The organism is Nocardia camponoti (assembly GCF_014646135.1).
Lineage (GTDB): Bacteria > Actinomycetota > Actinomycetes > Mycobacteriales > Mycobacteriaceae > Nocardia > Nocardia camponoti.
Window position 1 is genome coordinate 428904 of sequence record NZ_BMMW01000001.1, and the last position, 24251, is coordinate 453154.

23 protein-coding genes are annotated in these 24251 nt (G+C 63.9%); 6 read left to right on the forward strand and 17 right to left on the reverse strand.

The window, feature by feature from the left end:
• Positions 1-8 precede the first annotated feature (8 nt).
• The 15 genes from nuoN to IEX78_RS01965 form a co-directional block, all read right to left on the reverse strand.
• Positions 9-1631 carry an NADH-quinone oxidoreductase subunit NuoN gene (gene nuoN / locus IEX78_RS01895; RefSeq protein WP_188826954.1) on the reverse strand — a complete coding sequence of 541 codons (1623 nt, stop codon included), beginning with the start codon at positions 1629-1631 and terminating at the stop codon, positions 9-11.
• The gene (locus IEX78_RS01900; RefSeq protein WP_188826955.1) at positions 1628-3253 is read right to left on the reverse strand and encodes an NADH-quinone oxidoreductase subunit M; all 1626 of its coding nucleotides are present in this window, start codon (positions 3251-3253) and stop codon (positions 1628-1630) included. Before IEX78_RS01900 ends, nuoN begins: the two co-directional genes overlap by 4 nt.
• Positions 3250-5136: an NADH-quinone oxidoreductase subunit L gene (gene nuoL, locus IEX78_RS01905; protein ID WP_188826956.1), complete on the reverse strand. Its 1887-nt coding sequence runs from the start codon at positions 5134-5136 to the stop codon at positions 3250-3252. Before nuoL ends, IEX78_RS01900 begins: the two co-directional genes overlap by 4 nt.
• A gap of 1 nt (position 5137) precedes the next feature.
• Positions 5138-5437: an NADH-quinone oxidoreductase subunit NuoK gene (gene nuoK, locus IEX78_RS01910; protein WP_188826957.1), complete on the reverse strand. Its 300-nt coding sequence runs from the start codon at positions 5435-5437 to the stop codon at positions 5138-5140.
• Positions 5434-6270 (reverse strand): NADH-quinone oxidoreductase subunit J, encoded by an 837-nt coding sequence (locus IEX78_RS01915; protein ID WP_188826958.1) that lies wholly within the window; start codon positions 6268-6270, stop codon positions 5434-5436. The genes nuoK and IEX78_RS01915 overlap by 4 nt, the downstream gene beginning before the upstream one ends.
• A complete protein-coding gene (gene nuoH / locus IEX78_RS01920; protein ID WP_188826959.1) occupies positions 6267-8027 on the reverse strand; it encodes an NADH-quinone oxidoreductase subunit NuoH in 1761 nt (586 codons plus the stop codon). The genes IEX78_RS01915 and nuoH overlap by 4 nt, the downstream gene beginning before the upstream one ends.
• A complete protein-coding gene (locus IEX78_RS01925) occupies positions 8020-10479 on the reverse strand; it encodes an NADH-quinone oxidoreductase subunit G (protein WP_188826960.1) in 2460 nt (819 codons plus the stop codon). Before IEX78_RS01925 ends, nuoH begins: the two co-directional genes overlap by 8 nt.
• Entirely contained in the window at positions 10476-11798 is a 1323-nt protein-coding gene (gene nuoF / locus IEX78_RS01930) for an NADH-quinone oxidoreductase subunit NuoF (RefSeq protein WP_188826961.1), read from the reverse strand. The genes IEX78_RS01925 and nuoF overlap by 4 nt, the downstream gene beginning before the upstream one ends.
• Positions 11795-12484 carry an NADH-quinone oxidoreductase subunit NuoE gene (nuoE, locus tag IEX78_RS01935; RefSeq protein ID WP_188826962.1) on the reverse strand — a complete coding sequence of 230 codons (690 nt, stop codon included), beginning with the start codon at positions 12482-12484 and terminating at the stop codon, positions 11795-11797. The genes nuoF and nuoE overlap by 4 nt, the downstream gene beginning before the upstream one ends.
• A complete protein-coding gene (gene nuoD, locus IEX78_RS01940; RefSeq protein ID WP_188826963.1) occupies positions 12481-13794 on the reverse strand; it encodes an NADH dehydrogenase (quinone) subunit D in 1314 nt (437 codons plus the stop codon). Before nuoD ends, nuoE begins: the two co-directional genes overlap by 4 nt.
• Positions 13794-14546: an NADH-quinone oxidoreductase subunit C gene (locus tag IEX78_RS01945; RefSeq protein ID WP_188826964.1), complete on the reverse strand. Its 753-nt coding sequence runs from the start codon at positions 14544-14546 to the stop codon at positions 13794-13796. Before IEX78_RS01945 ends, nuoD begins: the two co-directional genes overlap by 1 nt.
• The gene (locus IEX78_RS01950; protein ID WP_188826965.1) at positions 14543-15097 is read right to left on the reverse strand and encodes a NuoB/complex I 20 kDa subunit family protein; all 555 of its coding nucleotides are present in this window, start codon (positions 15095-15097) and stop codon (positions 14543-14545) included. Before IEX78_RS01950 ends, IEX78_RS01945 begins: the two co-directional genes overlap by 4 nt.
• Before the next feature lie 10 nt (positions 15098-15107).
• Positions 15108-15488, reverse strand: coding sequence for an NADH-quinone oxidoreductase subunit A (locus tag IEX78_RS01955; RefSeq protein WP_188826966.1), 381 nt, complete (start codon positions 15486-15488; stop codon positions 15108-15110).
• Positions 15489-15783: 295 nt separating this feature from the next.
• Positions 15784-16185 (reverse strand): Rv3143 family two-component system response regulator, encoded by a 402-nt coding sequence (locus tag IEX78_RS01960; protein WP_229683650.1) that lies wholly within the window; start codon positions 16183-16185, stop codon positions 15784-15786.
• A 69-nt stretch (positions 16186-16254) separates the two neighbouring features.
• Complete coding sequence (locus IEX78_RS01965; protein ID WP_229683651.1) at positions 16255-17133, reverse strand: LysR family transcriptional regulator; 879 nt, start codon at positions 17131-17133, stop codon at positions 16255-16257.
• A 123-nt stretch (positions 17134-17256) separates the two neighbouring features.
• Here IEX78_RS01965 and IEX78_RS01970 point away from each other — a divergent pair, with 123 nt between their 5' ends.
• Genes IEX78_RS01970 through IEX78_RS01990 form a run of 5 tightly spaced genes read left to right on the forward strand, consistent with a single transcriptional unit; the run spans position 17257 to position 22124 of the window.
• The gene (locus tag IEX78_RS01970) at positions 17257-18699 is read left to right on the forward strand and encodes a form I ribulose bisphosphate carboxylase large subunit (RefSeq protein WP_188826967.1); all 1443 of its coding nucleotides are present in this window, start codon (positions 17257-17259) and stop codon (positions 18697-18699) included.
• Positions 18700-18707: 8 nt separating this feature from the next.
• A complete protein-coding gene (locus IEX78_RS01975) occupies positions 18708-19130 on the forward strand; it encodes a ribulose bisphosphate carboxylase small subunit (protein ID WP_188826968.1) in 423 nt (140 codons plus the stop codon).
• Complete coding sequence (locus IEX78_RS01980; protein ID WP_188826969.1) at positions 19120-20166, forward strand: AAA family ATPase; 1047 nt, start codon at positions 19120-19122, stop codon at positions 20164-20166. The genes IEX78_RS01975 and IEX78_RS01980 overlap by 11 nt, the downstream gene beginning before the upstream one ends.
• Positions 20151-21230, forward strand: coding sequence for a class 1 fructose-bisphosphatase (locus IEX78_RS01985; RefSeq protein WP_188826970.1), 1080 nt, complete (start codon positions 20151-20153; stop codon positions 21228-21230). Before IEX78_RS01980 ends, IEX78_RS01985 begins: the two co-directional genes overlap by 16 nt.
• A gap of 15 nt (positions 21231-21245) precedes the next feature.
• A complete protein-coding gene (locus IEX78_RS01990) occupies positions 21246-22124 on the forward strand; it encodes a phosphoribulokinase (protein WP_188826971.1) in 879 nt (292 codons plus the stop codon).
• Here the strand turns inward: IEX78_RS01990 and IEX78_RS01995 are convergent.
• A complete protein-coding gene (locus IEX78_RS01995; RefSeq protein WP_188826972.1) occupies positions 22121-22474 on the reverse strand; it encodes a PLD nuclease N-terminal domain-containing protein in 354 nt (117 codons plus the stop codon). The two genes, IEX78_RS01990 and IEX78_RS01995, sit on opposite strands and share 4 nt — an antisense overlap.
• Positions 22475-22523: 49 nt before the next feature.
• Positions 22524-23762 carry a DNA polymerase IV gene (dinB, locus tag IEX78_RS02000; protein WP_188826973.1) on the reverse strand — a complete coding sequence of 413 codons (1239 nt, stop codon included), beginning with the start codon at positions 23760-23762 and terminating at the stop codon, positions 22524-22526.
• Positions 23763-23865: 103 nt separating this feature from the next.
• Between dinB and IEX78_RS02005 the strand changes: the two genes are divergently transcribed.
• Complete coding sequence (locus IEX78_RS02005; RefSeq protein ID WP_268240865.1) at positions 23866-24243, forward strand: BlaI/MecI/CopY family transcriptional regulator; 378 nt, start codon at positions 23866-23868, stop codon at positions 24241-24243.
• Positions 24244-24251: the final 8 nt, after the last annotated feature.

Here is a 24251-nt window from a genome sequence, read left to right on the forward strand (position 1 = left end):
ACCGCTCACTATCGGAGCAACGTCGCTGCCGAATCGGCCAGGTCGAGCAAGGGTTGCGGGAAAATGCCAAGCAGGAGCGTCGCGCCCGCGCTGAACGCGATCACGAGCGTGGTCGCGAACGGCGCCGTGACGACCGGGGCGTCGGCGGGCGGGTCGGTGAAGAACATCAGCACGATCACCCGCAGGTAGAAAAACGCGGCGACCGCGCTGCACACCACACCGACGATCACGATCGGGATGTACCCCGCACCGGCCGCTGCCGCGAAGACACCGAACTTGCTGATGAACCCGCTCGTCAATGGCAGACCGGCGAACGACAGCAGCAATAGCGCGAAAACCGAAGCGAGCCAAGGGGATCGGCGCCCCAATCCCGCCCACTGCGACAGCGCGGTGACCTCGTCGCCCGCCGAATCCCGCACGAGCGTGAGCACCGCGAACGCCCCAACCGTGCTCAACCCGTATGCGGCGGAATAGAACAGGACAGCGGCGATGCCAGCTGCGTCGTCGGCGACGAGACCAACGAGCAAGAAGCCCGCGTGCGCGACCGACGAATACGCGAGCAGGCGTTTCACGTCGGTTTGGGTGATCGCCATGACCGCGCCGACCGCCATCGTCGCGATCGCGATCGCCGCGAGGACGGGTCGCCAATCCGACCGCAACGCGTCGAGCCCGACGAACAGCACCCGCATGGTCGCGCCGACCGCCGCGATCTTCGTTGCCGCCGCCATAAACGCGGTGATCGGCGTCGGCGCACCCTGATACACATCGGGCACCCACGCCTGGAACGGCACGGCACCGATCTTGAACAGCAAACCAACCGCCAACATCGCCATGCCAAGCACCGCGAGCGTCGCATCGTCGGGTTCGCGCTGCAACGCCGCGGCGATACCGGGCAGGCTCACCGTTCCGGTGTGCCCGTACAGCAGTGCGACGCCGTACAGGAAGAACGCGGACGCGAACGCGCCGAGCAGGAAATACTTCAGCGCCGCTTCCTGCGACAACAACCGCTTGCGGCGTGCGAGCCCACACAGCAAGTACAGCGGAAGTGACAGCACTTCCAACGCGATGAACATCGTGAGCAGGTCATTCGCCGCCGGGAACAACAGCAGTCCACCGAGCGCGAGCAGGGTGAGTGGGAAAACCTCAGTGGTCACCAACCCCGCGCGCACGGCCGTCAACTCTTGCGCGCTGCCCGGTACCGACGACGCCTGCGGAGTGAACGCGTCGGCACCGTCACGGTCGAGGACAGCGACCGCACGCCACGTGCCGGGCCCGCTGCGTACCGGTCGACGTGGCACCGCGCCGCGCTCGGCGATGAGCAACAGCCCGAGCAGGGCGATCACCAGGATCGTGCCTTGCAAAAACAGGGAGACGCCGTCGATCGCGACCGCCCCCATCATCGCGGTGGCTTGGGTGTGCGAAAGCAACCCGACCGCGACGAGCGCGCCGACAATCGCGACGACCCCGATCCCGATATGAATGCGGAACCGAAAGGACTGTGGGACAAAGGCTTCCACCAGAACACCCAGTACCGCCGCCCCGAACACGATCAACATCGGGGCGAGGAGGTGGTATTCGATGCTCGGGGCGGGCAGGGGTGCGGCGAGCAAGGTCACGGCGTCCGTCCTCATTTGTGGCTACCTGTCGGTGCGAGAGTGACCGCGCCCGCTTCAGGCGTCGGGACCGTTGGCTTCGGGTCGTGTTTACCGATGGTCGACAGGGTGTTGCCCACGGCGGGGTCGACGAGGTCCAGGATGGGTTTCGGGTAAAAACCGAGCACAAGGAGCGCGACCAGCAGCGGCACGACAACGGCGAGCTCGCGCGGTCGCAGGTCGCGCATTCCCTCGTTGCCTTCCTTCACCGGGCCGGTCATCATCCGCTGGTAGGTCCACAGGATGTAAATCGCGGCGAGGACCAGCGCGAACGCGGCGAACACCGTCGCGACCGCGTACTTGTCGAAGGAGCCGATGAGCACAAGGAATTCACTGATGAACGGGGCGAGCCCGGGGAGCGAAAGCGTGGCGAGGCCGGCGATGAAGAACGTGCCCGCCAGCACCGGTGCGACCTTCTGTACGCCGCCAAACGCGGCGATCATCCGGGTGCCGCGCCTGCTGACGAGGAAGCCAGCGATGAGGAACAACGCGGCCGTCGAAAGCCCGTGGTTGACCATGTAAAGCGTTGCGCCAGACTGGGATTGGCTTGTCATCGCGAAGATACCGAGGATGATGAACCCGAAGTGCGAGATCGACGTGTAAGCGATGAGTCGCATCACGTCGGTTTGGCCGATCGCCAGCAATGCGCCGTAGATGATGCCGATCACGGCGAGCGTGATGATCAACGACGCGAAAGTGCTTGAGGCAACAGGGAAAATCAGCAGGCAGTAGCGCAGCATGCCGAACGTGCCGACCTTGTCGACGACGGCCATCATCAGCACCGCGCTCGCCGGTGTCGCCGAGACTGCGGCGTCGGGCAACCACGTATGCAGCGGCCACAGCGGCGCTTTGACCGCGAACGCGAACATGAACCCGAGGAACAACGCGTTGAGCAGGACCGCGCTGCCGCCGAGCGTGCCGTCGTTCGCGGCGGTCACGATAGTGCGAAGGTCGAACGTGCCCGCCGACGTAGTGCCCAGGTGTGCTTTAGCGGTGAGGACATACAGCCCGATCACAGCGGCCAACATGATCAGGCCACCAAAGAGGTTGTACAGCAAGAACTTCACCGCGGCGCGGGACCGTTGCGCGCGGACCGCCGCGTCGTCGGTGCGCGGGCCGAAACCGCCGATGAGGAAGTACATCGGGATCAGCATCGCTTCGAAGAACACGTAGAACAGCAGAATGTCGAGCGCGACGAACGAGATCAGCACCATTGACTCGACGAGCAGCATCAGCGCCAGATAAATCTGCGTTGTTCGACGGCCGTCGCCCGCAGCCTGGTCGTCACGCCACCCGGCGAGGATCAACACCGGCATCAACGCCGTCGTGAGCAGTACGAGCGCAGCGGCGATCCCGTCGAGACCCAGCGTGTACCCAACGCCGAATGCCGGGATCCACTCGTGTGATTCAACGAATTGGTAGTGGTCGCCGCCGGGGACGAACCGAATCGCGAGCACCACCGCGAGGACGAGGACGCCGACCGACACAGCGAACGCGAGCACCCGCGCGATCGTGCGACGACCCGGGGGCACCGCGAGTACCGCGACCGCGCCAACAGCGGGAGCAAGCCACAACGTGGTCAACCAAGGGAACGAGTTCACCAGAACCTCACCGCGAGCAGGGCGGCGGCAACCAGGGCCGCGCCGGTGAACATGGACAGGGCATACGAGCGAACGAAACCTGTTTGGACACGTCGCAACCGGGCCGACAGACCACCGATGCTGGCCGAAATCCCGTTCACAACGCCGTCGACACCGCGCGCGTCAAGGAAAACCAGCGCGCGAACCAGGTACTGACCGGGCCGTTCGAACACCGCGCGGTTGAACGCTTCGGCATAGAGGTCGTGACGCGCGGCCTTGACCAGCGGCCCCACTTTTTGCGGCGCGGTTTCGGGGATCGGTTGCTCGGCGTACATGCGGTAGGCGATCGCGACGCCGATCAGGACGACGGTCAACGCGAGCCCGGTGACAACCGATGCTGGGATGGCGGCTTCCCCGTGGTGTTCCCCGACGACCGGCGCGAGCCAATGTTGCAGCGACGACCCCCACACGAAAATCCCGCCCGCTGCCGCCGAACCGAGCGCGATGAGGATCATCGGGCCAGTCATGACCGCGGGCGCTTCGTGCGGGTGCGTGTCTGGCTTCCACCGTGGGGCACCGAAGAACGTCATGATCAGCACGCGCGTCATGTAGAACGCGGTGATGCCCGCACCGAGCAAGGTGACGCCGCCAAGGAGGATGCCGACGGAACCGCCGTGGTCGAACGCGGCTTCGATGATTCGGTCTTTGGAGAAGAAGCCGGAGAACGGTGGAACCCCGATGATCGCGAGGTAACCGATGCCGAAGGTAATGAACGTGATGGGCATGAGTTTGCGCAGGCCGCCGTAGCGGCGCATGTCGGTTTCGTCGTTGTTGGCGTGCATCACCGAGCCCGCGCCGAGGAACAGTCCCGCTTTGAAGAAACCGTGCGTGAGCAGGTGCATGATCCCGACCGCATACCCGGCGGGGCCGAGCCCGACGGCGAGGATCATGTAGCCGACCTGGCTCATCGTCGATGCGGCGAGCGCCTTCTTGATGTCGTCTTTCGCGCAACCGACGATCGCGCCGAACAGCAGCGTGACCGCGCCAACGGCAAGCACCGCCGCGCGAGCGCCCGGGGCAAGGTCGTAAATCGCGTTCGAACGGGCGATCAGATACACGCCAGCGGTGACCATGGTCGCGGCGTGGATCAGCGCCGACACCGGGGTCGGCCCTTCCATCGCGTCGCCGAGCCACGATTGCAGCGGGACCTGCGCGGACTTGCCACACGCCGCGAGCAACAACAGCAGGCCAAGCCACGTGAGGGTGCTTTCACTCGCATGCGGTGCGGCAGCGAAAACAGTGCGGAAGTCGAGCGAACCAAACACGGTGAACAGCACCGCCATCGCGATCACGAGACCAAGATCGCCGATGCGGTTGACGATGAACGCCTTCTTCGCTGCCGTGGCCGCCGACGGTTTCTGGTACCAGAAACCGATCAGCAGATACGACGCGAGGCCGACGCCTTCCCACCCGAGGAACAGGACAAGGTAGTTGTCGGCGAGGACAAGCACGAGCATCGCCGCGAGGAACAGGTTGAGGTAGCCGAAGAAACGGCGGATACCGGGGTCTTTGCTCATGTAACCGAGCGAATACACGTGAATGAGTGAGCCGACGCCGGTGATCAGCAACACGAAACACATGGACAGCTGGTCGAGTTGGAACGCGAAGTCGACGTGCAGGTCACCGACAACAACCCAGGGGAAAAGGTCGAGGTGCAGCGCCCGGTTACCTTCGCTCCGACCAAGCATCGCGACGAAGGCGACAACCCCAACGGCGAACGACGCGAGCGCCGCACCGGTCGCGAAATACGGGCCCCAACTATTGGTGCGTCGGCCGCCCAATAACAGGACGACCGCGCCAGCAAGCGGAATCGCGGGCGTGAGCCACAGCGTCGCGGTACCCATGTCAGAGCCGCAGCAGGTTGGCGTCGTCGACCGAGGTCGACCGACGGGCGCGGAAAATGGTCATGATGATCGCCAACCCGACAACAACCTCGGCGGCAGCGACAACCATGGTAAAGAACGCGATGACCTGCCCATCGAGATTGCTATGCAGGCGAGCGAAGGTGACGAACGCGAGGTTCACCGCGTTGAGCATCAGTTCAACGCACATGAACACGATGATCGCGTTGCGCCGCAACAACACTCCGGCGGCACCAATGGTGAACAGGATCGCCGACAGGAACAGGTAATTCTGGGGGTTCACCGGTTGCCTTCCTCGTCGAGATGGGTGTCGCTGTCGTCGGCGGCAGCGTGGCGACCGCGCGTGACGCCCGGGGTTGCCGCCGCCGACATCACCGCGCGCGTGCGACGGTGCCGCAAGATCGTGCTCACCGACAGCTCAGCGAAGGTGCCGTCGGGCAACTGGGCGGGGGAGTCGACAGCGTTGTGCCGGGCGTAAACGCCGGGCGTTGGCTGCGGCGTCGCGCGTTGACCCTCGGTGCGGAAGCGGTCACGTGACATTTCGCGTTGCCCACGTTTGGGCGTGAGTTGGTCGCGGTGCGCGAGGATCATCGCGCCGATCGTCGCGGTAATCAGCAGGGCGCCCGTAAGTTCGAAGGCCCAGACGTAGCGGAAGAAGATCAGATCAGCGAGTTCCGCGATCACGTCGCGGTCGCCGAAACCGCGCCCGGACAGGTTAGTGCGCGAGTCGCGTAGCGCGGCGCCGATACCGCCCATCAGTAGTAAACCGAACCCGATGCCAACGATGGCCGCCGAAATACGTTGGCCCGCAAGGGTTTCCTTCAAGGACTCAGCGGAATCGACGCCGACGAGCATGAGGACGAACAGGAAAAGCATCATCACCGCGCCCGTGTACACCACGATCTGCACCACGCCGAGGAACAGTGCGCCCTGGGCCATGTAGAACATCGCGAGCGCGATCATCGTCGCGGCCAAACACACCGCCGAATGGACCGCTTTCGCAGCGGTAACCATGCCCAGCGCGCCCAGAACGGTGATGGGCGCGAGTACCCAGAACAGGACAGCTTCGCCGGTCGAGGTGTTGACGACGTTCGCCGCAAGCAAGGTGGTTGTCATCGCAACGCCCCCTCGTCCGACACATCCGGTGCCTGCACGCGACCAAGGTAGTAGTCGGCGGCGTCGGTGCCCGGCGCCATCGCGTGCGGCGGCGCGACCATTCCCTCGGCCATCGGCGCCAACAGCCGGTCCTTCTCGTAAATGAGGTCGGCGCGGTTGTCGTCGGTGAGTTCGTACTCGTTGGTCATCGTGAGCGCGCGAGTGGGGCACGCTTCGATGCACAGTCCGCAACCGATGCAGCGCAGGTAGTTGATTTGATATACCCGGCCGTACCGTTCGCCGGGCGAGTACCGGGCGTCTTCGGTGTTGTCGGCACCTTCAACGAAAATCGCGTCCGCCGGGCACGCCCACGCGCACAGTTCGCACCCGATGCACTTCTCCAAGCCGTCGGGGTAGCGGTTGAGTTGGTGGCGACCGTGATAGCGCGCCGCGGTCGGCACCTTCTGCTCGGGATAGGACTCGGTTGTCGGCGTTTTGAACATTGTCGCCGCGGTGACGGCGAAACCGGCGAGTGGGTCGAGGAAGCCGGGTTCGTTGACCAGGTCGGTGCGGTCGGGCATCGGTGGTGTCGGAAAGCCAAGGAACACAGCCGAATTCGACGGGGGTGTCGGTTCGAGCGGCGGCAACCCTTTCGCGCGACCAGCTCGGAGGAACGTCGCGATGAGCGCGGCGGTGATGATCAACCCGACCACGATCAGAATCGGGTTTTGCCCCGGCAGGCCCTCCACCGACAGCAAACGCGCGGCGGCGACGATCATCACCCAGACCAGCGACGTGGGAATCAGCAGCTTCCAGCCGAGGTTCATGAACTGGTCGTAGCGCAGTCGGGGCAGGGTGCCACGCAACCAAATGAAGACGAAAAGGAACGTCCACACCTTCGCGGTGAACCACAGCAGCGGCCACCACCCTGAATTCGCGCCGTCCCAGATGCTCACCGGGAACGGGGCGCGCCACCCACCGAGGAACAGCGTGGTCGCGAGCGCGGAAACCGTTGCCATGTTCACGTATTCGGCGAGCATGAACATCGCGAACTTGAGCGACGAGTACTCGGTGTGGAAGCCGCCGACGAGTTCGCCTTCGGCTTCGGGGAGGTCGAAGGGGGCGCGGTTGGTCTCGCCGACCATCGACACGCAGTAGATCGTGAACGACGGCAGCAAAAACACCACGTACCAGGTGCTTTCCTGCGCACCGACAATGCCCGAAGTCGACATCGTGCCTGACAACAGAAACACCGTCGCGAACGTGAGTGCCATCGCGATCTCATACGAAATGACCTGCGCGGTCGACCGCAACCCGCCGAGCAGCGGGTAAGTGGAACCGGACGACCAGCCCGCGAGCACGATCCCGTACACCCCGATCGAGGTGATCGCGAGAATGTAGAGCACAGCGACGGGCATATCGGTGAGCTGTAAAGCGGTGTGATGGCCCATGATGGAGACTTCGGGGCCCATCGGGATCACCGCGAACGCCATAAACGCCGGAATCACCGCGATGATCGGGGCGAGCACGAAGATCGGTTTGTCGACGATCGCCGGGATGATGTCTTCTTTGAGCGCCATCTTCACGCCGTCGGCGACCGATTGCAGACTGCCCCACGGACCAATTCGGTTAGGCCCGATGCGCATCTGCATGCGCGCGACGATCTTGCGTTCGGCATACACCGCGACCAGCGGAATCATCAGCAAATACACGAACACCGCGAGCGCTTTGGCGACGACAAGCCAGAACGGGTCGGAGCCGAACAGGGACTCACTCATGGCGGTGTTCCTTCATCCTGTCGTCGGCGCGGCGCAGACGTACCACCGCGCCTGGGGTGACGCCGAGCGTGGCGGTGACCGTCGACCCGGGCGAATGCAGCGGCAGCCAGACGACGCGGTCGGGCAAATCGGTGATCATCAGCGGCAACGTGATTTGGCCGCGGTCGGTGTAGACGATCACGTGATCGGCGTCGTCGGCTTCGATTTCGGCGGCGGTGGCAGCGGACAGTCGCGCCACAGGCGGGCGTGCGACGCCTGCCAGGTTCGGTTCGCCGTCCTGCATGCGACCGGCGTCGAGCAGCATGCGCCAGCCAGCGAGGATCGCGTCGCCGGGACCCGGACCGGGCAGTGATTGGCCGGTGAGGTCGGGCGATTCGACAGGTGTGCCGGTCCACGACCCGAGGGCGTCGAGTTCAGTGCGCGCGGTGACCTCGTCGGGCAGGCCGAGCGGGGTTTCCATCGCGACAGACAGGGAGTCGAGTACCCGCAGATCCGACAGCGGCCGCGCGACGCGACGCGTGGTGTCGATCGACGCTGCTTTGAACGAGCGCGGGCGACCCTCCCATGTGCGGAACGTGCCCGACTTTTCCAACGTGGTCGCGACGGGGAACACCACGTCGGCGCGTTCAGTGACCGCGCTTGCGCGCTGTTCGATGCTGACAACGAAACGGGCCGCGTCGATCGCCGCGCGCGCGGCGACTGGGTCAGGCAGGTCGTCGGGGTCGACGCCGCCGACGATCAGTGCGCCCAGAGTGGGTGCGGCAGCGAGGATGGCTGCGGTGTCGCGCCCCAGCGTGACAGGCAAGTCGTCGCACTGCCACTGGTGTCGAACTTGTTGGCGCGCAATCGGATCCACTACCGGCCGACCGCCAGGCAACAACTCTGGCAGCGCGCCCGCCTCCAGCGCGCCCCGTTCGCCTGCTCGCCGAGGTACCCACGCCAGCGCGGCGCCCGTTGCGTCGGCCAACCGACTCGCCGCCGATAGTGCGCCGATACTGCCTGCGAGTCGTTCGCCGACCATGATCACCGCACCACCCGATCGCAGCAGCTCCATCAGCTCGGCGGCGTCGCTGGTTGGTTCGGCGGCGATCGCGTCGAGCATGTCGGCCTCGCCGCCCGGCAGGGTTTGGATCAGTGAACCGGACATGCGTTCCAGGCCACGTGACGCGAACGGGGCGAGTGCGACTACACGAATCCCGTTGGTGCGTGCGGCTTTTCGCAGGCGAAGGTAAATCATGGGGGATTCTTCTTCGGGTTCAAACCCAACAAGCAACACCACCGGCGCGGTTTCGAGCGCCGCGTAGTCGACACGCACACCCCTACCCGCGACGCGTGCCGCGAGGAAACGCGCTTCTTCATCGGAATGCTCGCGGGAACGGAAGTCAATATCGTTGGTGCCCAACACCATTCGCGCGAACTTCGCGTACGCGTATGCCTCTTCCTCAGTAACTCGCCCACCGACGAGCACGCCCGCGTTGCCGACCGCGCCGCTAAGCCCCGCGGCCGCCGCGGCGAGTGCTTCCGACCACGACGCGGGCGCGAGTTTGCCATCCCATCCGCGCACAAGCGGGGTGGTGAGGCGGTCACGTTCGGTGGTGTAGGCAAATGCCCACCGGCCCTTGTCGCAGTTCCATTCCTCGTTGACCTGCGGGTCGTCACCAGCCAAGCGACGCAACACTTTTCCGCGTCGATGGTCGGTGCGTTGCGCGCAGCCCGATGAACAGTGCTCGCACACGCTCGGTGACGAGACCAGGTCGAACGGGCGGGCGCGGAACCGGTACGAGGTGCCGGTCAGTGCGCCGACCGGGCAGATTTGGACGGTGTTGCCGGAGAAATAGGAATCGAGTGGCTCGGCTTGGGCGGTGCCAACCTGTTGCAGCGCACCACGATCCATTAATTCGATAAACGGGTCACCGGCGACCTGCTGCGAGAAGCGAGTGCACCGCGCGCACAGGACGCAGCGTTCCCGGTCGAGCAGCACCGCCGACGACAACGGAATCGGCTTGGGATAGGTGCGTTTGACCCCGTCGAACCGCGACTCCGCGCTGCCGGTCGACATCGCCTGGTTTTGCAGCGGGCACTCGCCACCCTTGTCGCACACCGGGCAGTCGAGCGGATGGTTGATCAGCAGCAACTCCATGACGCCACGCTGCGCTTTTTCCGCGACGGGTGAGCTGACCTGGGTGCGCACGACCATGCCGTCGGTGACGGGAATCGTGCAGGACGCGACCGGTTTTCGTTGACCTTCCACCTCAACAAGGCACTGGCGGCACGCGCCAGCCGGGGCGAGAAGGGGATGGTCGCAGAAACGTGGGATCTCGACACCAATCAACTCGGCCGCCCGGATAACGAGGGTGCCGGGCGGGACTTCGATGGTGGTGTCGTCGATGGTGACGCTGACCATGTCGGTTGGCATGACGGGGTTGCTGTTGCCGGGTGCTATCGCGGTCATTGGGTGCCTTCCCCTGCGCTGGCCCACGCGGTGGCGCGCGCCGGATCGAACGGGCAGCCGCCGTTGCGCTGATGGTCGAGGTATTCCTCGCGAAAGTGCTTGAGCGACGAAAAGATTGGACTCGCGGCACCGTCACCGAGCGCGCAGAACGATTTGCCGTTGATGTTGTCGGCGATGTCAGCGAGCTTGTCGAGGTCGCCCTCGGTGCCTTCGCCCGCTTCGAGGCGCTTGAGCAGCTGAACCAACCAGTACGTGCCTTCGCGGCAGGGTGTGCATTTGCCGCAGGATTCGTGGGCGTAGAACTCGGTCCAGCGCAGGACCGCGCGGACCACGCAGGTGGTGTCGTCGAAGATTTGCAGTGCCTTGGTGCCGAGCATCGAACCGGCCGCCGCGACGCCTTCGTAGTCGAGGGGGACCTCGAGGTGTTCGGCGGTAAAAATCGGGGTCGATGAACCGCCCGGTGTCCAGAATTTCAGCGTGTGACCAGCGCGGACGCCACCGGCGTAGTCGAGCAGTTCACGCAACGTGATCCCCAGTGGGGCCTCGTACTGGCCCGGCCGCGCGACGTGTCCTGACAGCGAGTACAGCGTGAATCCGGGCGATTTCTCGGTGCCCATCGACCGGAACCAGTCGACACCGTTGCGCATGATCGATGGCACGCTCGCGATGGATTCGACGTTATTGACCACGGTCGGGCACGCGTACAAGCCTGCGACGGCGGGGAACGGGGGTCGCAATCGTGGTTGACCGCGACGACCTTCGAGCGAGTCGAGTAGCGCGGTTTCCTCGCCGCAGATGTAAGCACCCGCACCGGCGTGGACGATTAACTCCAGGTCAAAGCCCGATCCTGCGATATCGCGACCGAGGTAACCGGCCGCGTACGCTTCGGCGACCGCTGCTTGCAGCCGGCGCAGGACGGGCACCACTTCGCCGCGCACATAGATGAACGCGGTGTTGGCCCGGATCGCGTACGACGCGATGATTACGCCCTCAATCAAGGTGTGCGGGCTCGCGAGCATCAACGGGATGTCTTTGCAGGTCCCCGGCTCCGACTCGTCGGCGTTAACAACGAGGTAGTGCGGTTTCGTGACGCCATCAGGGCCTGGACCCTGCGGGATGAACGACCACTTCATGCCAGTCGGGAAGCCCGCGCCACCACGACCGCGCAGGCCAGCGGCTTTGACGGTGGCGATCACGTCGTCGGGGTCGGTGTTTAACGCGGCCCGCAAACCTTCGTAGCCGCCGGTGGCGCGGTAGGCGTCGAGTGTCCACGACTGCGGGTCGGCCCAGTGCTTGCTCAGGACGGGAGTCAGCGTCACGACGCCTCCTCTTCCGTTGTGGCACACTGCAATCCGGCGAGCGTCGGTGCGCCTGGGGCACCGTCGAGCGCACCCGGGCGGTCGTCGGGGAAACCAGCGAGGATGCGCGCGGTTTCACGGAACGTGCACAGCGGTGCGCCACGGGTGGGCCGAACACGGTGGCCCGCACGCAACGCGTCGGCGATCGCCAGCGCGGATTCGGGGGTTTGGTTGTCGAAAAACTCCCAGTTGACCATGATGACCGGCGCGTAATCGCACGCCGCGTTGCATTCGATGTGTTCGAGCGTGATGGTGCCGTCGTCGGTCGTTTCGCCGTGTTTGACACCCAAATGTTGTTGCAGCGCTTCGTAAATAGCGTCGCCGCCCATCACCGCGCACAGCGTGTTGGTGCACACGCCAACGTGGTAGTCGCCGGTGGGGACGCGGCGGTACATCGAATAGAAGGTGGCAACCGCGGTGACTTCGGCGCCGGTCAGGCCGAGTTGGTCGGCGCAAAAGTCGATGCCGGTGCCGCCGACGTAACCGTCTTCGGCCTGCACGAGGTGCAACAACGGCAGCAGCGCCGACCGAGGCTGCGGGTAGCGCGCGATAATGTCTTTCGCGTCGACTTCCATGCGCTGGCGCACGTGCGGGGGATACGGTTCTGGCCTGCTTGATAATTGGAGCAGGATCGGCTGATCAGTCATCGGTCAACTCCGCCCATTACGGGGTCGATGCTGGCGACCGCGGCGATGACGTCGGCGACCATGCCGCCCTCACACATCGCGGCCACTGCCTGCAAATTGGTGAACGAGGGGTCGCGGTAATGCACGCGGTAGGGGCGGGTGCCGCCGTCGCTGACGATGTGGACGCCCAGTTCCCCTCGCGGCGACTCAACAGCTGAATACACCTGTCCCGCAGGCACTCTGATGCCTTCGGTGACGATCTTGAAGTGGTGGATGAGCGATTCCATCGACGTGCCCATGATTTTGCCGATGTGCTGCGGCGAGTTGCCGAGCCCGTCGGGGCCGAGTTGCAGGTCAGCGGGCCAGGCGATTTTCTTGTCGTCGATCATTACCGGGCCCGGGCGGAGCCGGTCGACGCATTGTTCGATGATCTTGAGCGACTCGTGCATTTCGGCGACGCGAATGAGGTAGCGGCCGAAACAGTCGGCACCCGAGGTGGTCGGGACATCGAAGTCGTAGGTTTCGTACCCGCAGTACGGTGCCGATTTCCGCAGGTCGTGGGGGAGTCCGGTCGATCGCAGCACCGGGCCGGTGATGCCGAGCGCCATACACCCGGTGAGGTCGAGGTAGCCGATGTCCTGGGTGCGTTTCTTCCAGATGGGGTTGGCGCTGAGCAGATCTTCCAAGTCGCGCAACCGTTTTGGCATGAGTGCCAACAGTTCGCGGACCTTGGTGATGCCCTCGTCGGGGACATCTTGCGCGAGGCCGCCGGGGCGAATGTAGGCGTGATTCATCCGCAAGCCGGTGATGGTTTCGAACACATCGAGCACCAGTTCGCGTTCGCGGAACCCGAACAGCATCGGGGTGAGCGCACCCAATTCCATTCCGCCCGTTGCCAAGGCGACGAGATGCGAGGAGATGCGGTTGAGCTCCATGAGCATGACTCGCACGATCGTCGCGCGTTCGGGAATGTCGTCGGTGATGTCGAGCAGTTTCTCTACGCCAAGGCAGAACGCGGTTTCGTTGAAGAACGGCGACAGGTAGTCCATCCGGGTGACGAACGTGACGGCCTGTGCCCACGTGCGGAATTCGAGGTTCTTCTCAATCCCGGTGTGCAGGTAGCCGATGCCGCACCGGGCCTCGACAACCGTCTCGCCTTCGATTTCGAGAATGAGCCGCAGCACCCCGTGCGTTGACGGGTGCTGCGGGCCCATGTTGACCACGATGCGTTCTTCGCTGGCACCTTCGATGGCTTCGGTGACCTGCGCCCAATCTTGGCCCGCGACAGTGACCACGCGCGCTTGCGCGTGGCGGAAATCGGTGTCGGTCATTAGCTGTAGGTCCTCCGCTCGTCGGGCGGCGGTATCCGTGCGCCCTTGTACTCCACCGGAATCCCGCCGAGCGGGTAGTCCTTGCGTTGCGGGTGACCACGCCAATCGTCGGGCATCATGATGCGTGTGAGTGACGGATGACCGTCGAAGACGATGCCGAAGAAGTCGTAGGTTTCGCGTTCGTGCCAGTCGACGGTGGGATACACCGAAAACAGCGATGGCAGGCGCGCGTCGTTGTCGGGTGCGGTGACTTCTAGCCGCACGCGACGGCGGTGGGTGATCGACAGCAGGTGGTAGATGGCGTGCAGTTCGCGGCCGGTGTCGTCGGGGTAATGCACCCCGTTGACGCCGAGACACAGTTCGAAGCGCAGCGCCTGTTCGTCGCGGAGAGCTTGGGCGACGTCGAGCAGGTGACCGCGCCGCACATGCAACGTGATTTCGTCGCGGAAGACGACCACTTTGGCTATGGCGACGTTGAACGGGATCGCGCGTTGGGTGAGGGCGGCGCGCACGGTGCCGACGAACGCGTCGAACCAACCGCCGTAGGGCGACGGTGTGCTCGACGGGATCGTGACAGTTTCGACGAGACCGCCGTAACCGGAGGTGTCGCCGGTGCCGCTCACGCCAAACATGCCGCGCCGCACGCTGATTGGTTCGTCGGGTTCAGGCTGGGGTGCAGGCGCCGGGCTTGGGGTTTCTTCCGGCGTGGGTTCGGCACCGCTTTCGGCTGAACCGGGGGAGTCGAAGGTCATCGCAACAACCCCTCCATCCGGATGGTGGGAGTGGTTGCGAGCGCGGCCTTTTCCGCAGCGCGGATGGCTTCTTGGCGGTTGACGCCCATCGGGGTTTCGGCGATTTTGGCGTGTAGCGCGAGGATGGCGTTGAGCAGCATCTCCGGACGCGGCGGGCAGCCGGGCAGATAAATGTCGACCGGGACGATGTGGTCGACGCCCTGAACGATCGCGTAGTTGTTGAACATGCCGCCCGACGACGCGCAAACACCCATCGCCAAAACCCATTTGGGCTCGGTCATCTGGTCATAAACCTGCCGCAGTACCGGGGCCATCTTCTGGCTGACCCGGCCTGCGACGATCATGAGGTCGGCTTGGCGTGGCGACGCACGGAACGCTTCCATGCCGAAACGCGCGATGTCGAAGCGGCCAGCGCCCGTTGCCATCATCTCGATGGCACAGCACGCGAGACCGAAGGTGGCTGGCCAGACGGAACCTTTGCGCAGGTAACCGGCGAAATCCTCGACGGTGCTGAGCAGGAATCCGCTTGGCAGATTGTCTTCTAGACCCATAACTTCCCACTCATTCCCAGCTCAGGCCGCCGCGACGCCACTCGTAGGCATAGGCGACCGACACATTGACGATGAACAACGCCATCGCGGCGAAGCCGAACAGGCCGAGCGCTTCGAAGCGCACCGCCCACGGGTAGAGAAAAACGATCTCAATGTCGAAGATGATGAAAAGCATCGCGGTGAGGTAGTACTTCACCGGAAAGCGCTGGCCAGCAGCATTTCCCGGCCCGCCAGCGATAGCGTGGGGAGTGGGTTCGATACCGCACTCATAGGGTTCGAGTTTGGCGCGATTGCGCCGTTTGGGCCCGATTAACGCGGCCGCGGCGACGGAGAAGACCGCGAATGCGGCGGCGATCCCCCCAAGTACGAGTGCGGGCACCTCGATGTTCACGACTGCACTTCCCCTCCTGGCTGGAGCTGGGCGAGCTTGAGGCGGGCCCGGCGCGGAAAGGTTATGCACCGGCCCGCGATCATGTGAGCTAGAGCACAGACTACCGCTGATATCGATGACCGCCGCACGTTTTCCGATGCTCGTTTGATCGATTTAGGTACCAAGACTTATGAGCAAGACGGGGGTAATCGGGAATGTCCGGAAACGCCGAATCGCACGCCACTAGCTGGGCGAAATGCCCAGTTGGTGACGTGCGAACTATCCGCGAGCGCGGGACTATCGCCGTGGGGTGCGACTAGCGGGCGAGCAGAACGCTGGTAACCGCGTTGGTGAGCTGCATCGGGTCGATCGGATGCGAGACGGCGGCCTCAGCGCGTGACCAGTTGGCCAACCACGCGTCATCGGGGCGACCGGTGAGCACAACGACCGGCGGGCATTCGTCGATTTCGTCTTTGAGCTGCTTGGCGATCCCGAGACCGCCCGCGGGCGCGGATTCACCGTCGAGGATGGCGAGGTCGATGCCGCCAGCGTCCATTTGTTCGATCACCACCGGCGCGGTGGCAACTTCGAAGAAGTCGAGTTCGGGCAGGTCGGCACGTGGTCGTCGCCCCAACGCGGTGATCACCTGTTGTCTGGTGTCGGCGTCGTTGCTATAGACCAGTACGCGAAGCGGGGTGGAACCTGTCGATTCGGCCACGTTGCCGATGGTACGTCCGCGCGCGCCGAGCCCGTGGTGGGTTCGCCGGAACTGGTCGCGTTCGCCGGTTTACGGACCTGCGGCATGGAAAGCGGCAGTGCCGGTTTCGGCAGGGTCGATGAGGTGGGCGAGGAAAAGTCGCGTGACCGGAGTGGGGGTTGGCGTTGTCACCGCGTGCCACGGCCGGTCCAATGGGGTGCCCGCGACGTCGATAACGGTCAGCGCGCCGGATTCGATGTGCTCGCCGACCGCGTCATTGTGGATCAGCGTCACGCCCAAGCCTTCGCGTGCTGCCGCGATCACCGCGCCGTGGGAGCCCAACGTCAGTGTGGGCGGGTCGATTTGGAGGCGGTCGAGCAGGGCGAGCGTCGCTTCGCGGGTGCCCGAACCGGTGCCACGCAACAGCCACGTCGTTGTCGTCGGGTCGACGTCGGGGCTGTCGCCAACGACCACGAGCGTGCTCGGTCGGCGCGCCTGAATCACCAGATTCGCTGTGTGCGGTGGTCGGCCCGCGATCACGAGATCGGTTTCGTGGTGCTGTAATTCGAGAAACAGCACGTCGCGCGGATGAATCGACAGGCTCAATTCCACCGCGGGGTAGCGGCGGCGAAACGACGCGAGCGGCCGCAGCACCACCGACTCGCCCGCGGTCGCGACCACCCCAATACGCAGGCGACCGACCTCGGCTTGGCGTACGGCGGCGTGTGCTTCTTTCATCATCCCGAGGATGCCTCGGCAGTACTCGGCGTAGACGCGGCCCGCTTCGGTGAGCGCGATCCCGCGGCCTGAGCGCGCGATGAGCTTGACGCCCAACTGTTTTTCGATGTGGCCGACGGCGGCAGAGACGGCGGCTTCGGTGACGTGTAACCGGGCCGCAGCGGCGCGAATGCTGCCTAGGCGGGCCACCGCGAGGAAGGTTTCCATTCGTCCCGCGCTAACTCTGCCCACTACTCGACGGTAGCAAACTCAACTTTTCGATTGAGCGTTCCGAGAAACATTCAGATTGTTTGTCGCATCGCCCGGCCTCATCCTGAATTAACCGCAGCGCCCCCGGATTCCACAGGAGGAACCATGGCAGAAGAAACCGAACGGGATCGTTGGGATCCGGGCGTACAGTCGTATGCGTCAATGGGATATTACGCACCCGACTATGTGCCAAGCGATACCGACGTGCTCGCGGTATTCCGCGTCACGCCCCAACCCGGCGTCGACCCGATCGAGGCTGCCGCCGCCGTCGCGGGCGAATCATCCACTGCCACTTGGACTGTCGTGTGGACCGACCGGCTCACCGCACACACCAAGTACCAGGCCAAGTGTTACCGCGTCGACGAGGTTCCGGGGCGTCCTGGCGAATACTTCGCCTATATCGCCTACGATCTTGACCTTTTCGAAGAAGGGTCGATCACCAATCTCACGTCGTCGGTCATCGGCAATGTTTTTGGGTTCAAACCGCTGCTCGCATTGCGACTCGAAGACATGCGCATTCCGGTCGCCTACGTCAAAACTTTCCAGGGCCCGCCGCACGGTACGGTGATGGAACGGGAATACCTCAACAAATACGGTCGCCCCCTTCTTGGTGCGACGGTGAAACCCAAACTTGGTTTGTCGGCGCGCAATTATGGGCGCGTTGTCTACGAGGCATGCAAGGGCGGCCTCGATTTCACCAAGGACGACGAGAACATCAACTCGCAGCCGTTCATGCGGTGGCGCGACCGATTCCTCTTCGCGATGGAGGGCGTGAATCGGGCGATGGCTGACACCGGCGAGGTTAAGGGTCACTACCTCAACGTCACCGCCGCGACGATGGAAGACATGTACGAACGCGCTGAATTCGCCAAGGAACTCGGTTCGGTTGTCATCATGATCGACCTCACCGTGGGCTACACCGCGATGCAGTCGATGTCGAAGTGGGCGCGCCGCAACGGGGTGCTGCTGCACCTGCATCGGGCCGGGCATTCCACGTTCACCCGGCAGAAAACGCATGGTGTGAGCTTCCGTGTACTGGCCAAATGGTGCCGACTGATCGGCGTCGACCACCTGCACGCGGGCACCGTCGTTGGCAAACTCGAAGGGGATCCGGCGACCACGCGCGGTTTCTATGACACGCTGCGCGACAATTCCGTGCCAGCGAATCTGGGCAACGGCATTTTCTTCGACCAGGAATGGGCCAGCTTGCCCGGTGTGATGCCGGTGGCGTCCGGTGGTATTCACGCGGGGCAAATGCATCAGCTGCTTGATTTGTTTGGCGATGACGTGATCTTGCAGTTCGGCGGCGGCACCATCGGTCACCCCCTCGGCATCGCGGCGGGTGCGGAAGCCAACCGCGTCGCGCTCGAAGCGGTTGTCAAGGCCCGCAATGAGGGTCGCGACCTGCTGCGCGAAGGTCCCGACGTGCTGCGTGCGGCGGCGTCGGTGAATCGCCCGCTTGAGGTCGCCCTCGCGACCTGGGGTGACGTCACGTTCAACTACACGTCGACCGACGCGCCCGACGCGGTCCCGACGGCGACCCGATAGGAGTTGGCATGTATTTGCGACAGGGCACCTTCTCGTATCTTGCCGAGCTCACCGACGAAGAAATCGCGGCGCAGGTGCGCTACGCGTTGCTCAACAATTGGCCGGTGTCGATTGAATACACCGACGACCCGCACCCGCGTAATACGTACTGGGAAATGTGGGGGTTGCCGCTTTTCGACCTCGACGAACCCGACGGTGTTCTCGCCGAAATCAACGCGTGCCGCGCCACCTTCCCCCGTCACTATGTGCGGGTCACGGCCTATGACGCGACCTACACCAAGCAAACAACGGCGCTGAGTTTCCTGGTGCAGCGCCCAGCCGTTGAACCGGGTTTCGAATTGGCCCGCACCGAAGGTGCCGATCGTACGCAGCGCTACAGCGTGCGGTCGTATGCCACTGATCGCCCGCAGGGGCAACGGTATGGCGACTGACCGTGCGGTCAGTGGTTTCCAGCTAGCGAGGCCGGGCGCCACCAGCGCCCGGCCTTCGCGCCCCGGCGACGTCGATGCGGCGACGTCGCCGGAGGAAACACTGAGCGAAGACGCGTTATTGGATTTGTCGCTCGACCTGGCCGGACACGATGTGGAAGAAACACTGACCCGCCTTGACGCGGAACTCATCGGGCTCGCCAATGTGAAAGAGCGGGTGCGCGAAATCGCGGCGCTGCTGATGATCGACCGTGCGCGCCGGCGATTTGGGCTGGAGTCGTCACGGCCAACGATGCACATGAGTTTCACCGGTGGCCCCGGCACCGGAAAGACGACGGTCGCGTTGCGGATGGCGCACATGCTGCACGCCCTTGGCTACATTCGAAAGCCCAAGGTGCACACCGTGACTCGCGACGATCTCGTTGGCCAGTTCATCGGGCACACCGCGCCGAAAACGAAAGAAGCATTGGCGAAAGCCGCTGGTGGCGTGCTGTTTATCGACGAGGCGTACTACCTGTTTCGACCCGAGAATGAGCGCGATTACGGGCAGGAAGTCATTGAGATTCTCCTGCAAGAAATGGAAAACGAGCGCGCGAACCTTGTCGTGATTTTCGCGGGCTACCCGGATCGGATGGACCGGTTCTTCTCCGCCAATCCCGGGCTGTCGTCGCGGGTGCCGCATCATCTGGAATTCGCTGACTACACCCACGGCGAATTGATGAGCATCGCGGAATTGATGGTCGCCGGGGAGAACTTCCGGTTCGATTCGGCAGCGCGTACCGCGTTCGGTCAGTACCTCACCGCGCGCATGACGCGACCACGGTTTTCGAATGCGCGCAGCGTGCGCAACGCGATCGACCGTGCGCGGCTGCGGCAGGCGAAACGGCTGGTTGAGCTGGCGCGACCGCTGTCGAAGTCCGATCTCGTGACGCTCTGCGATGCCGATATTTACGGCAGCAGCGTGTTCAGTGATGCCAAACAGGACGCCAAACAGGACGCCAAACAGGAGGTGCAGGTGGCGCCGTGCCCGATCGACTAACGACATTAACCCGCTACACGATTGAACAAGAACACCTCCATCCCGGCTCATCAGGTGAGTTTTCCGCGCTGATCAATGTTGTTGCCACGGCGGCGAAGATCATCGCGAATCAGGTGATGCGCGGTGCGATTCTGGATGCGCGCGAAGGGTATTCGGGCGGGCGTCGGCTTGACGCGCTCACCGATGAGGTGATGGTCGCGCAGACGCAGTGGACCGGGCATTTATCCGGGTTGCTTTCCGAGCAGCGCGAAGAGGTGCTCGCGATCGCAGCCGCACCCGGACGCGGGAAATACCTGCTCGCCTTCGATGCCCTCGACGGGGCGAGCAATATCGACGTGAATCTGCCCGTCGGTTCGATTTTCAGCATTCTGCGCGCACCGACGAGCGTGATTGACGGCGAAGGCGAACCGACCGAAGCCGACTTCCGGCAACCCGGCGTGCAGCAGGTATGCGCCGGGTTCACCCTGTACGGGCCAGCGACCATGCTCGTGCTCACGACCGGAAGCGGTGTCGACGGGTTCACTCTCGACCGCGAAATCGGCGCGTTCGTGCTCACGCACCCACAAATGCGTATTCCCGACGACAGCGCGGGATTCGCGATTAACGCGGCCAACGAACGGTTTTGGGAACGACCCGTCCGTCGTTATGTGCAGGAATGTCTCGACGGTGTCGATGGACCGCGCGGGCGCGATTTCAATATGCGCTGGGTCGCGAGCCTCGTCGCCGACACGTTCCACATCCTCACGCGCGGCGGCGTGTATTTGTACCCGCGCGACACCCGACATCACGCACAGGATGGGCGGGTTTCGTTGCTGTATGGGGCGAATCCGATCGCGTTCATCGTCGAACAAGCAGGCGGTGCGGCGACCACCGGACACCACCGGGTGATGACGGTGACGCCAACGGAAGTGCATCAACGGGTGCCCTTCATTTTCGGGTCACGCAACGAGGTTTTGCGGATCGAGCGCTATCACGCCGAACCCGATGCGGGTCCCAGTTTCGATTCGTCGTTGTTCGGGACGCGGTCGCTTTTTCGCCCCGCTAAGCATGAACAGCGCACATAGCTCGTAGGAGGCACCATGTCGGTCAAGCATCCCGTTGTCGCGATTACCGGTTCCTCGGGTGCGGGGACGACAAGCGTCACGCGGGCGTTCGAGGAAATATTTCGGCGCGAAGGCGTGAGTGCCGTTGTGGTAGAAGGGGATTCGTTTCACCGCTACGACCGGAGCGAAATGAAGATCGCGATGGCCGAAGCTGAACAAATGGGCAACCACACGTTCTCCCATTTCGGTGAAGACGCGAATTTGCTGCCAGAACTAGAAACACTGTTTCGCGAATACGGCGAAACCGGGGTGGGACGCACCCGCAAATATCTACACGACGAAATCGAAGCCAAACCGTACGGGCAGCCGCCGGGCACGTTCACGCCGTGGGAAGACCTAGCACCGGGCAGTGACCTGCTGTTTTATGAGGGATTGCACGGGGCGGCGATTACCGAGAAGGTGAATGTCGCCCAGTACACCGACCTGCTCGTTGGTGTTGTCCCGATCATCAATCTCGAATGGATTCAGAAGGTGTACCGCGATAAGACGCATCGCGGCTATTCCAGCGAGGCGGTGATCGACACGATCCTGCGGCGCATGCCCGACTACGTGAAGTACATCTGTCCGCAGTTCTCGCACACGTATGTGAACTTTCAGCGCGTGCCGACCGTCGACACGTCGAATCCCTTTATCGCACGGTCCATTCCGACGGCGGACGAGAGTTTCGTGGTGATCCGCTTCGCTGATCCGAAGGTGATCGACTTCCCGTACCTGCTGTCGATGCTGCACGATTCGTTCATGTCACGGTCGAACTGCATCGTCGTCCCCGGCGGGAAAATGGAGTTGGCGATGCAACTGATCTTCACCCCATTGATCCTGCGGTTAATGGACAAACGGCCCAAACGACTGCTCTAAGGGGTGTCTTTGTCGAGTTCGGCCTGCTGACGACGCGCTTCGCGGCGCTGCTGTTCGGCGCGTTCCCGCAGGCCAGCGAGGAAAGCCTCGTCATCGTCGGGATTGGTCGCGACGTAGCGGCCCGGCCGATCGTATTCGCCGAACCGGGTGGTGGACTTGGGCCGGGACTCGTCGAGCGGGCGGCCAGCGAAAAGCCACAGCAGCGCGCCGATGGTCGGGATGAGGATCACGACAAGCAGCCACCCCATTTTCGGCAGATACCGGATGCCGCCGTCGGGGCTGGTGACGATGTCGACCAAGCAGTAAATCCACAGTGCGAGGGTGAGCAAACCCAGAATCGCGTACGGCATGCGAAGAGGATGCCTTATCGCGCGCGAATGTGCCCAGTCGGGCGGCAACTCAGTCGGGCAGGAGCGGAACTGACAAGCCCTCACCGGACTTCAACAGTGCCGCGCGCGTGACTGCCGCCGAACCGAAGCGGCGGCGAAGGTCGTCGAGCGTGGCGTCGAGGGTGTTGTCGGCGCGCGGTTCGAGCGGCAACGTGAGTTGCACGGCGTCGGCATTCTCCAGGTTGGTGAGCGACAACCCAATCAGCGTGATGCCGCGTTCGGCGATGATCGGACCTGCCGTGTCGAGCAGAAGGCGGGCCGCATGCCGGATCTCGGTGTTCGCGTCGGTGGCCTCGATGAGGGTGTGCGAGCGGGTCGCGCGGGTGAAGTCGTCGAATCGCAGTCGCAGAATTACCGTGCGACATACGCGGTTTGCCGCGCGCAATCGGCGGCCGAGCCGGTCGGTGAGGCCGTCGACGAACGCGGCCAGTTCAGCGGGGTCGCGATGATGGCGACCGAGTGCGCGTTGCGCGCCGATCGAGCGGCGACGCACCCCGGTTTCGACCCGGCGCGGGTCGCGCGCCATCGACAGCGCGAAGAGATGGCGCGCGGCGGCGGGGCCGAGGAGCGCACGAAGGTATGGCTCGCCCAGTTCGGCGAGTTGGCCGACGCGGGTGATGCCGTTTTCGTGCAGCGTCGCGGCGGTGACCTTGCCGACGCCCCACAGCCGTTCCACCGGCAACGGGTGCAGGAAGTCCAGTTCACGATCGGGTTCGACTAGGCGCAGCCCGTCGGGTTTCGCGACTGCCGACGCGACTTTGGCGAGGAATTTCGTGCGCGCGATGCCGACGGAAATCGGCAACCCGACCTGCGCGCGGACCTGCGCGCGCAAGGTTTCGGCGATGGCCCGTGGTTCACCGCGAATGCGCCGCAGGCCGCCGACGTCGAGGAACGCTTCGTCGATGGAGATGCCTTCGACGATCGGGGTGGTGTCGGCGAACACCGCGAACACGGCTTTGCTCGCTTCGGCGTAGGCCGACATGCGCGGTGGAACGACAATAGCTTCGGGGCATAGTCGCAGCGCTTGGCCCAGATTCATGGGAGTCCGCACGCCGCGCGCTTTGGCTTCGTAGCTGGCCGCGAGCACGACACCGCCACCGACGAGGACGGGCTGGCCGCGCAGGCGTGGGTGGTCGCGTTGTTCGACTGATGCATAGAACGAGTCCAGGTCGGCATGCAGGATCGACGCATCGTCGCGCGAACAGATGCGGGGACGACGGGAACTACCGGTGGAATCGGACACGAACATATGTTCGCATCGGGGTATGACAAAAAGACATCGATAGCTCACCTCATGACTCGCGGTAGTGTGAAGCCGATTTGTCTGGTTCGCGAGGAGGAGTTCGGCGGCGGTGCGTGGGTTCGGTGAGCTCGAAACGGTGCTGATGGATCGAATCTGGGATCGAGACGTCGACACAACAACGGTGCGCGAGTTGTTCGATGAACTCGCCGCCGAACGCGATATCGCGTACACGACGGTCATGTCGACGATGGACAACCTGCATCGCAAAGGTTGGTTGGGCCGCGAACGCGACGGCCGAGCCTACCGGTATTGGCCGACGATGACGCGCGAAGAACACAGCGCGCAACTCATGCACCAAGCCCTCGGCATCGGCGGCCGATCCGACCTCGTGCTGAGCCACTTCGTCGACCGCATCAGCGACGACGAGTTCGCCGGATTGCGTGCCGCGTTGCGGCGAGAGGCCGCTCGCCGCGTCGAAACGAATTAGGTTGTCGC

Bases quoted from the DNA above. Each gene is read 5' to 3' on its own strand.
- nuoN (WP_188826954.1), bottom strand. From the start codon at position 1,631: ATGAGGACGGACGCCGTGACCTTGCTCGCCGCACCCCTGCCCGCCCCG.
- nuoL (WP_188826956.1), bottom strand. From the start codon at position 5,136: ATGGGTACCGCGACGCTGTGGCTCACGCCCGCGATTCCGCTTGCTGGC.
- IEX78_RS01915 (WP_188826958.1), bottom strand. From the start codon at position 6,270: ATGACAACCACCTTGCTTGCGGCGAACGTCGTCAACACCTCGACCGGC.
- nuoH (WP_188826959.1), bottom strand. From the start codon at position 8,027: ATGAGTGAGTCCCTGTTCGGCTCCGACCCGTTCTGGCTTGTCGTCGCC.
- IEX78_RS01925 (WP_188826960.1), bottom strand. From the start codon at position 10,479: ATGACCGCGATAGCACCCGGCAACAGCAACCCCGTCATGCCAACCGAC.
- nuoE (WP_188826962.1), bottom strand. From the start codon at position 12,484: ATGACTGATCAGCCGATCCTGCTCCAATTATCAAGCAGGCCAGAACCG.
- nuoD (WP_188826963.1), bottom strand. From the start codon at position 13,794: ATGACCGACACCGATTTCCGCCACGCGCAAGCGCGCGTGGTCACTGTC.
- IEX78_RS01945 (WP_188826964.1), bottom strand. From the start codon at position 14,546: ATGACCTTCGACTCCCCCGGTTCAGCCGAAAGCGGTGCCGAACCCACG.
- IEX78_RS01950 (WP_188826965.1), bottom strand. From the start codon at position 15,097: ATGGGTCTAGAAGACAATCTGCCAAGCGGATTCCTGCTCAGCACCGTC.
- IEX78_RS01970 (WP_188826967.1), top strand. From the start codon at position 17,257: ATGGCAGAAGAAACCGAACGGGATCGTTGGGATCCGGGCGTACAGTCG.
- IEX78_RS01975 (WP_188826968.1), top strand. From the start codon at position 18,708: ATGTATTTGCGACAGGGCACCTTCTCGTATCTTGCCGAGCTCACCGAC.
- IEX78_RS01980 (WP_188826969.1), top strand. From the start codon at position 19,120: ATGGCGACTGACCGTGCGGTCAGTGGTTTCCAGCTAGCGAGGCCGGGC.
- IEX78_RS01990 (WP_188826971.1), top strand. From the start codon at position 21,246: ATGTCGGTCAAGCATCCCGTTGTCGCGATTACCGGTTCCTCGGGTGCG.
- IEX78_RS01995 (WP_188826972.1), bottom strand. From the start codon at position 22,474: ATGCCGTACGCGATTCTGGGTTTGCTCACCCTCGCACTGTGGATTTAC.
- dinB (WP_188826973.1), bottom strand. From the start codon at position 23,762: ATGTTCGTGTCCGATTCCACCGGTAGTTCCCGTCGTCCCCGCATCTGT.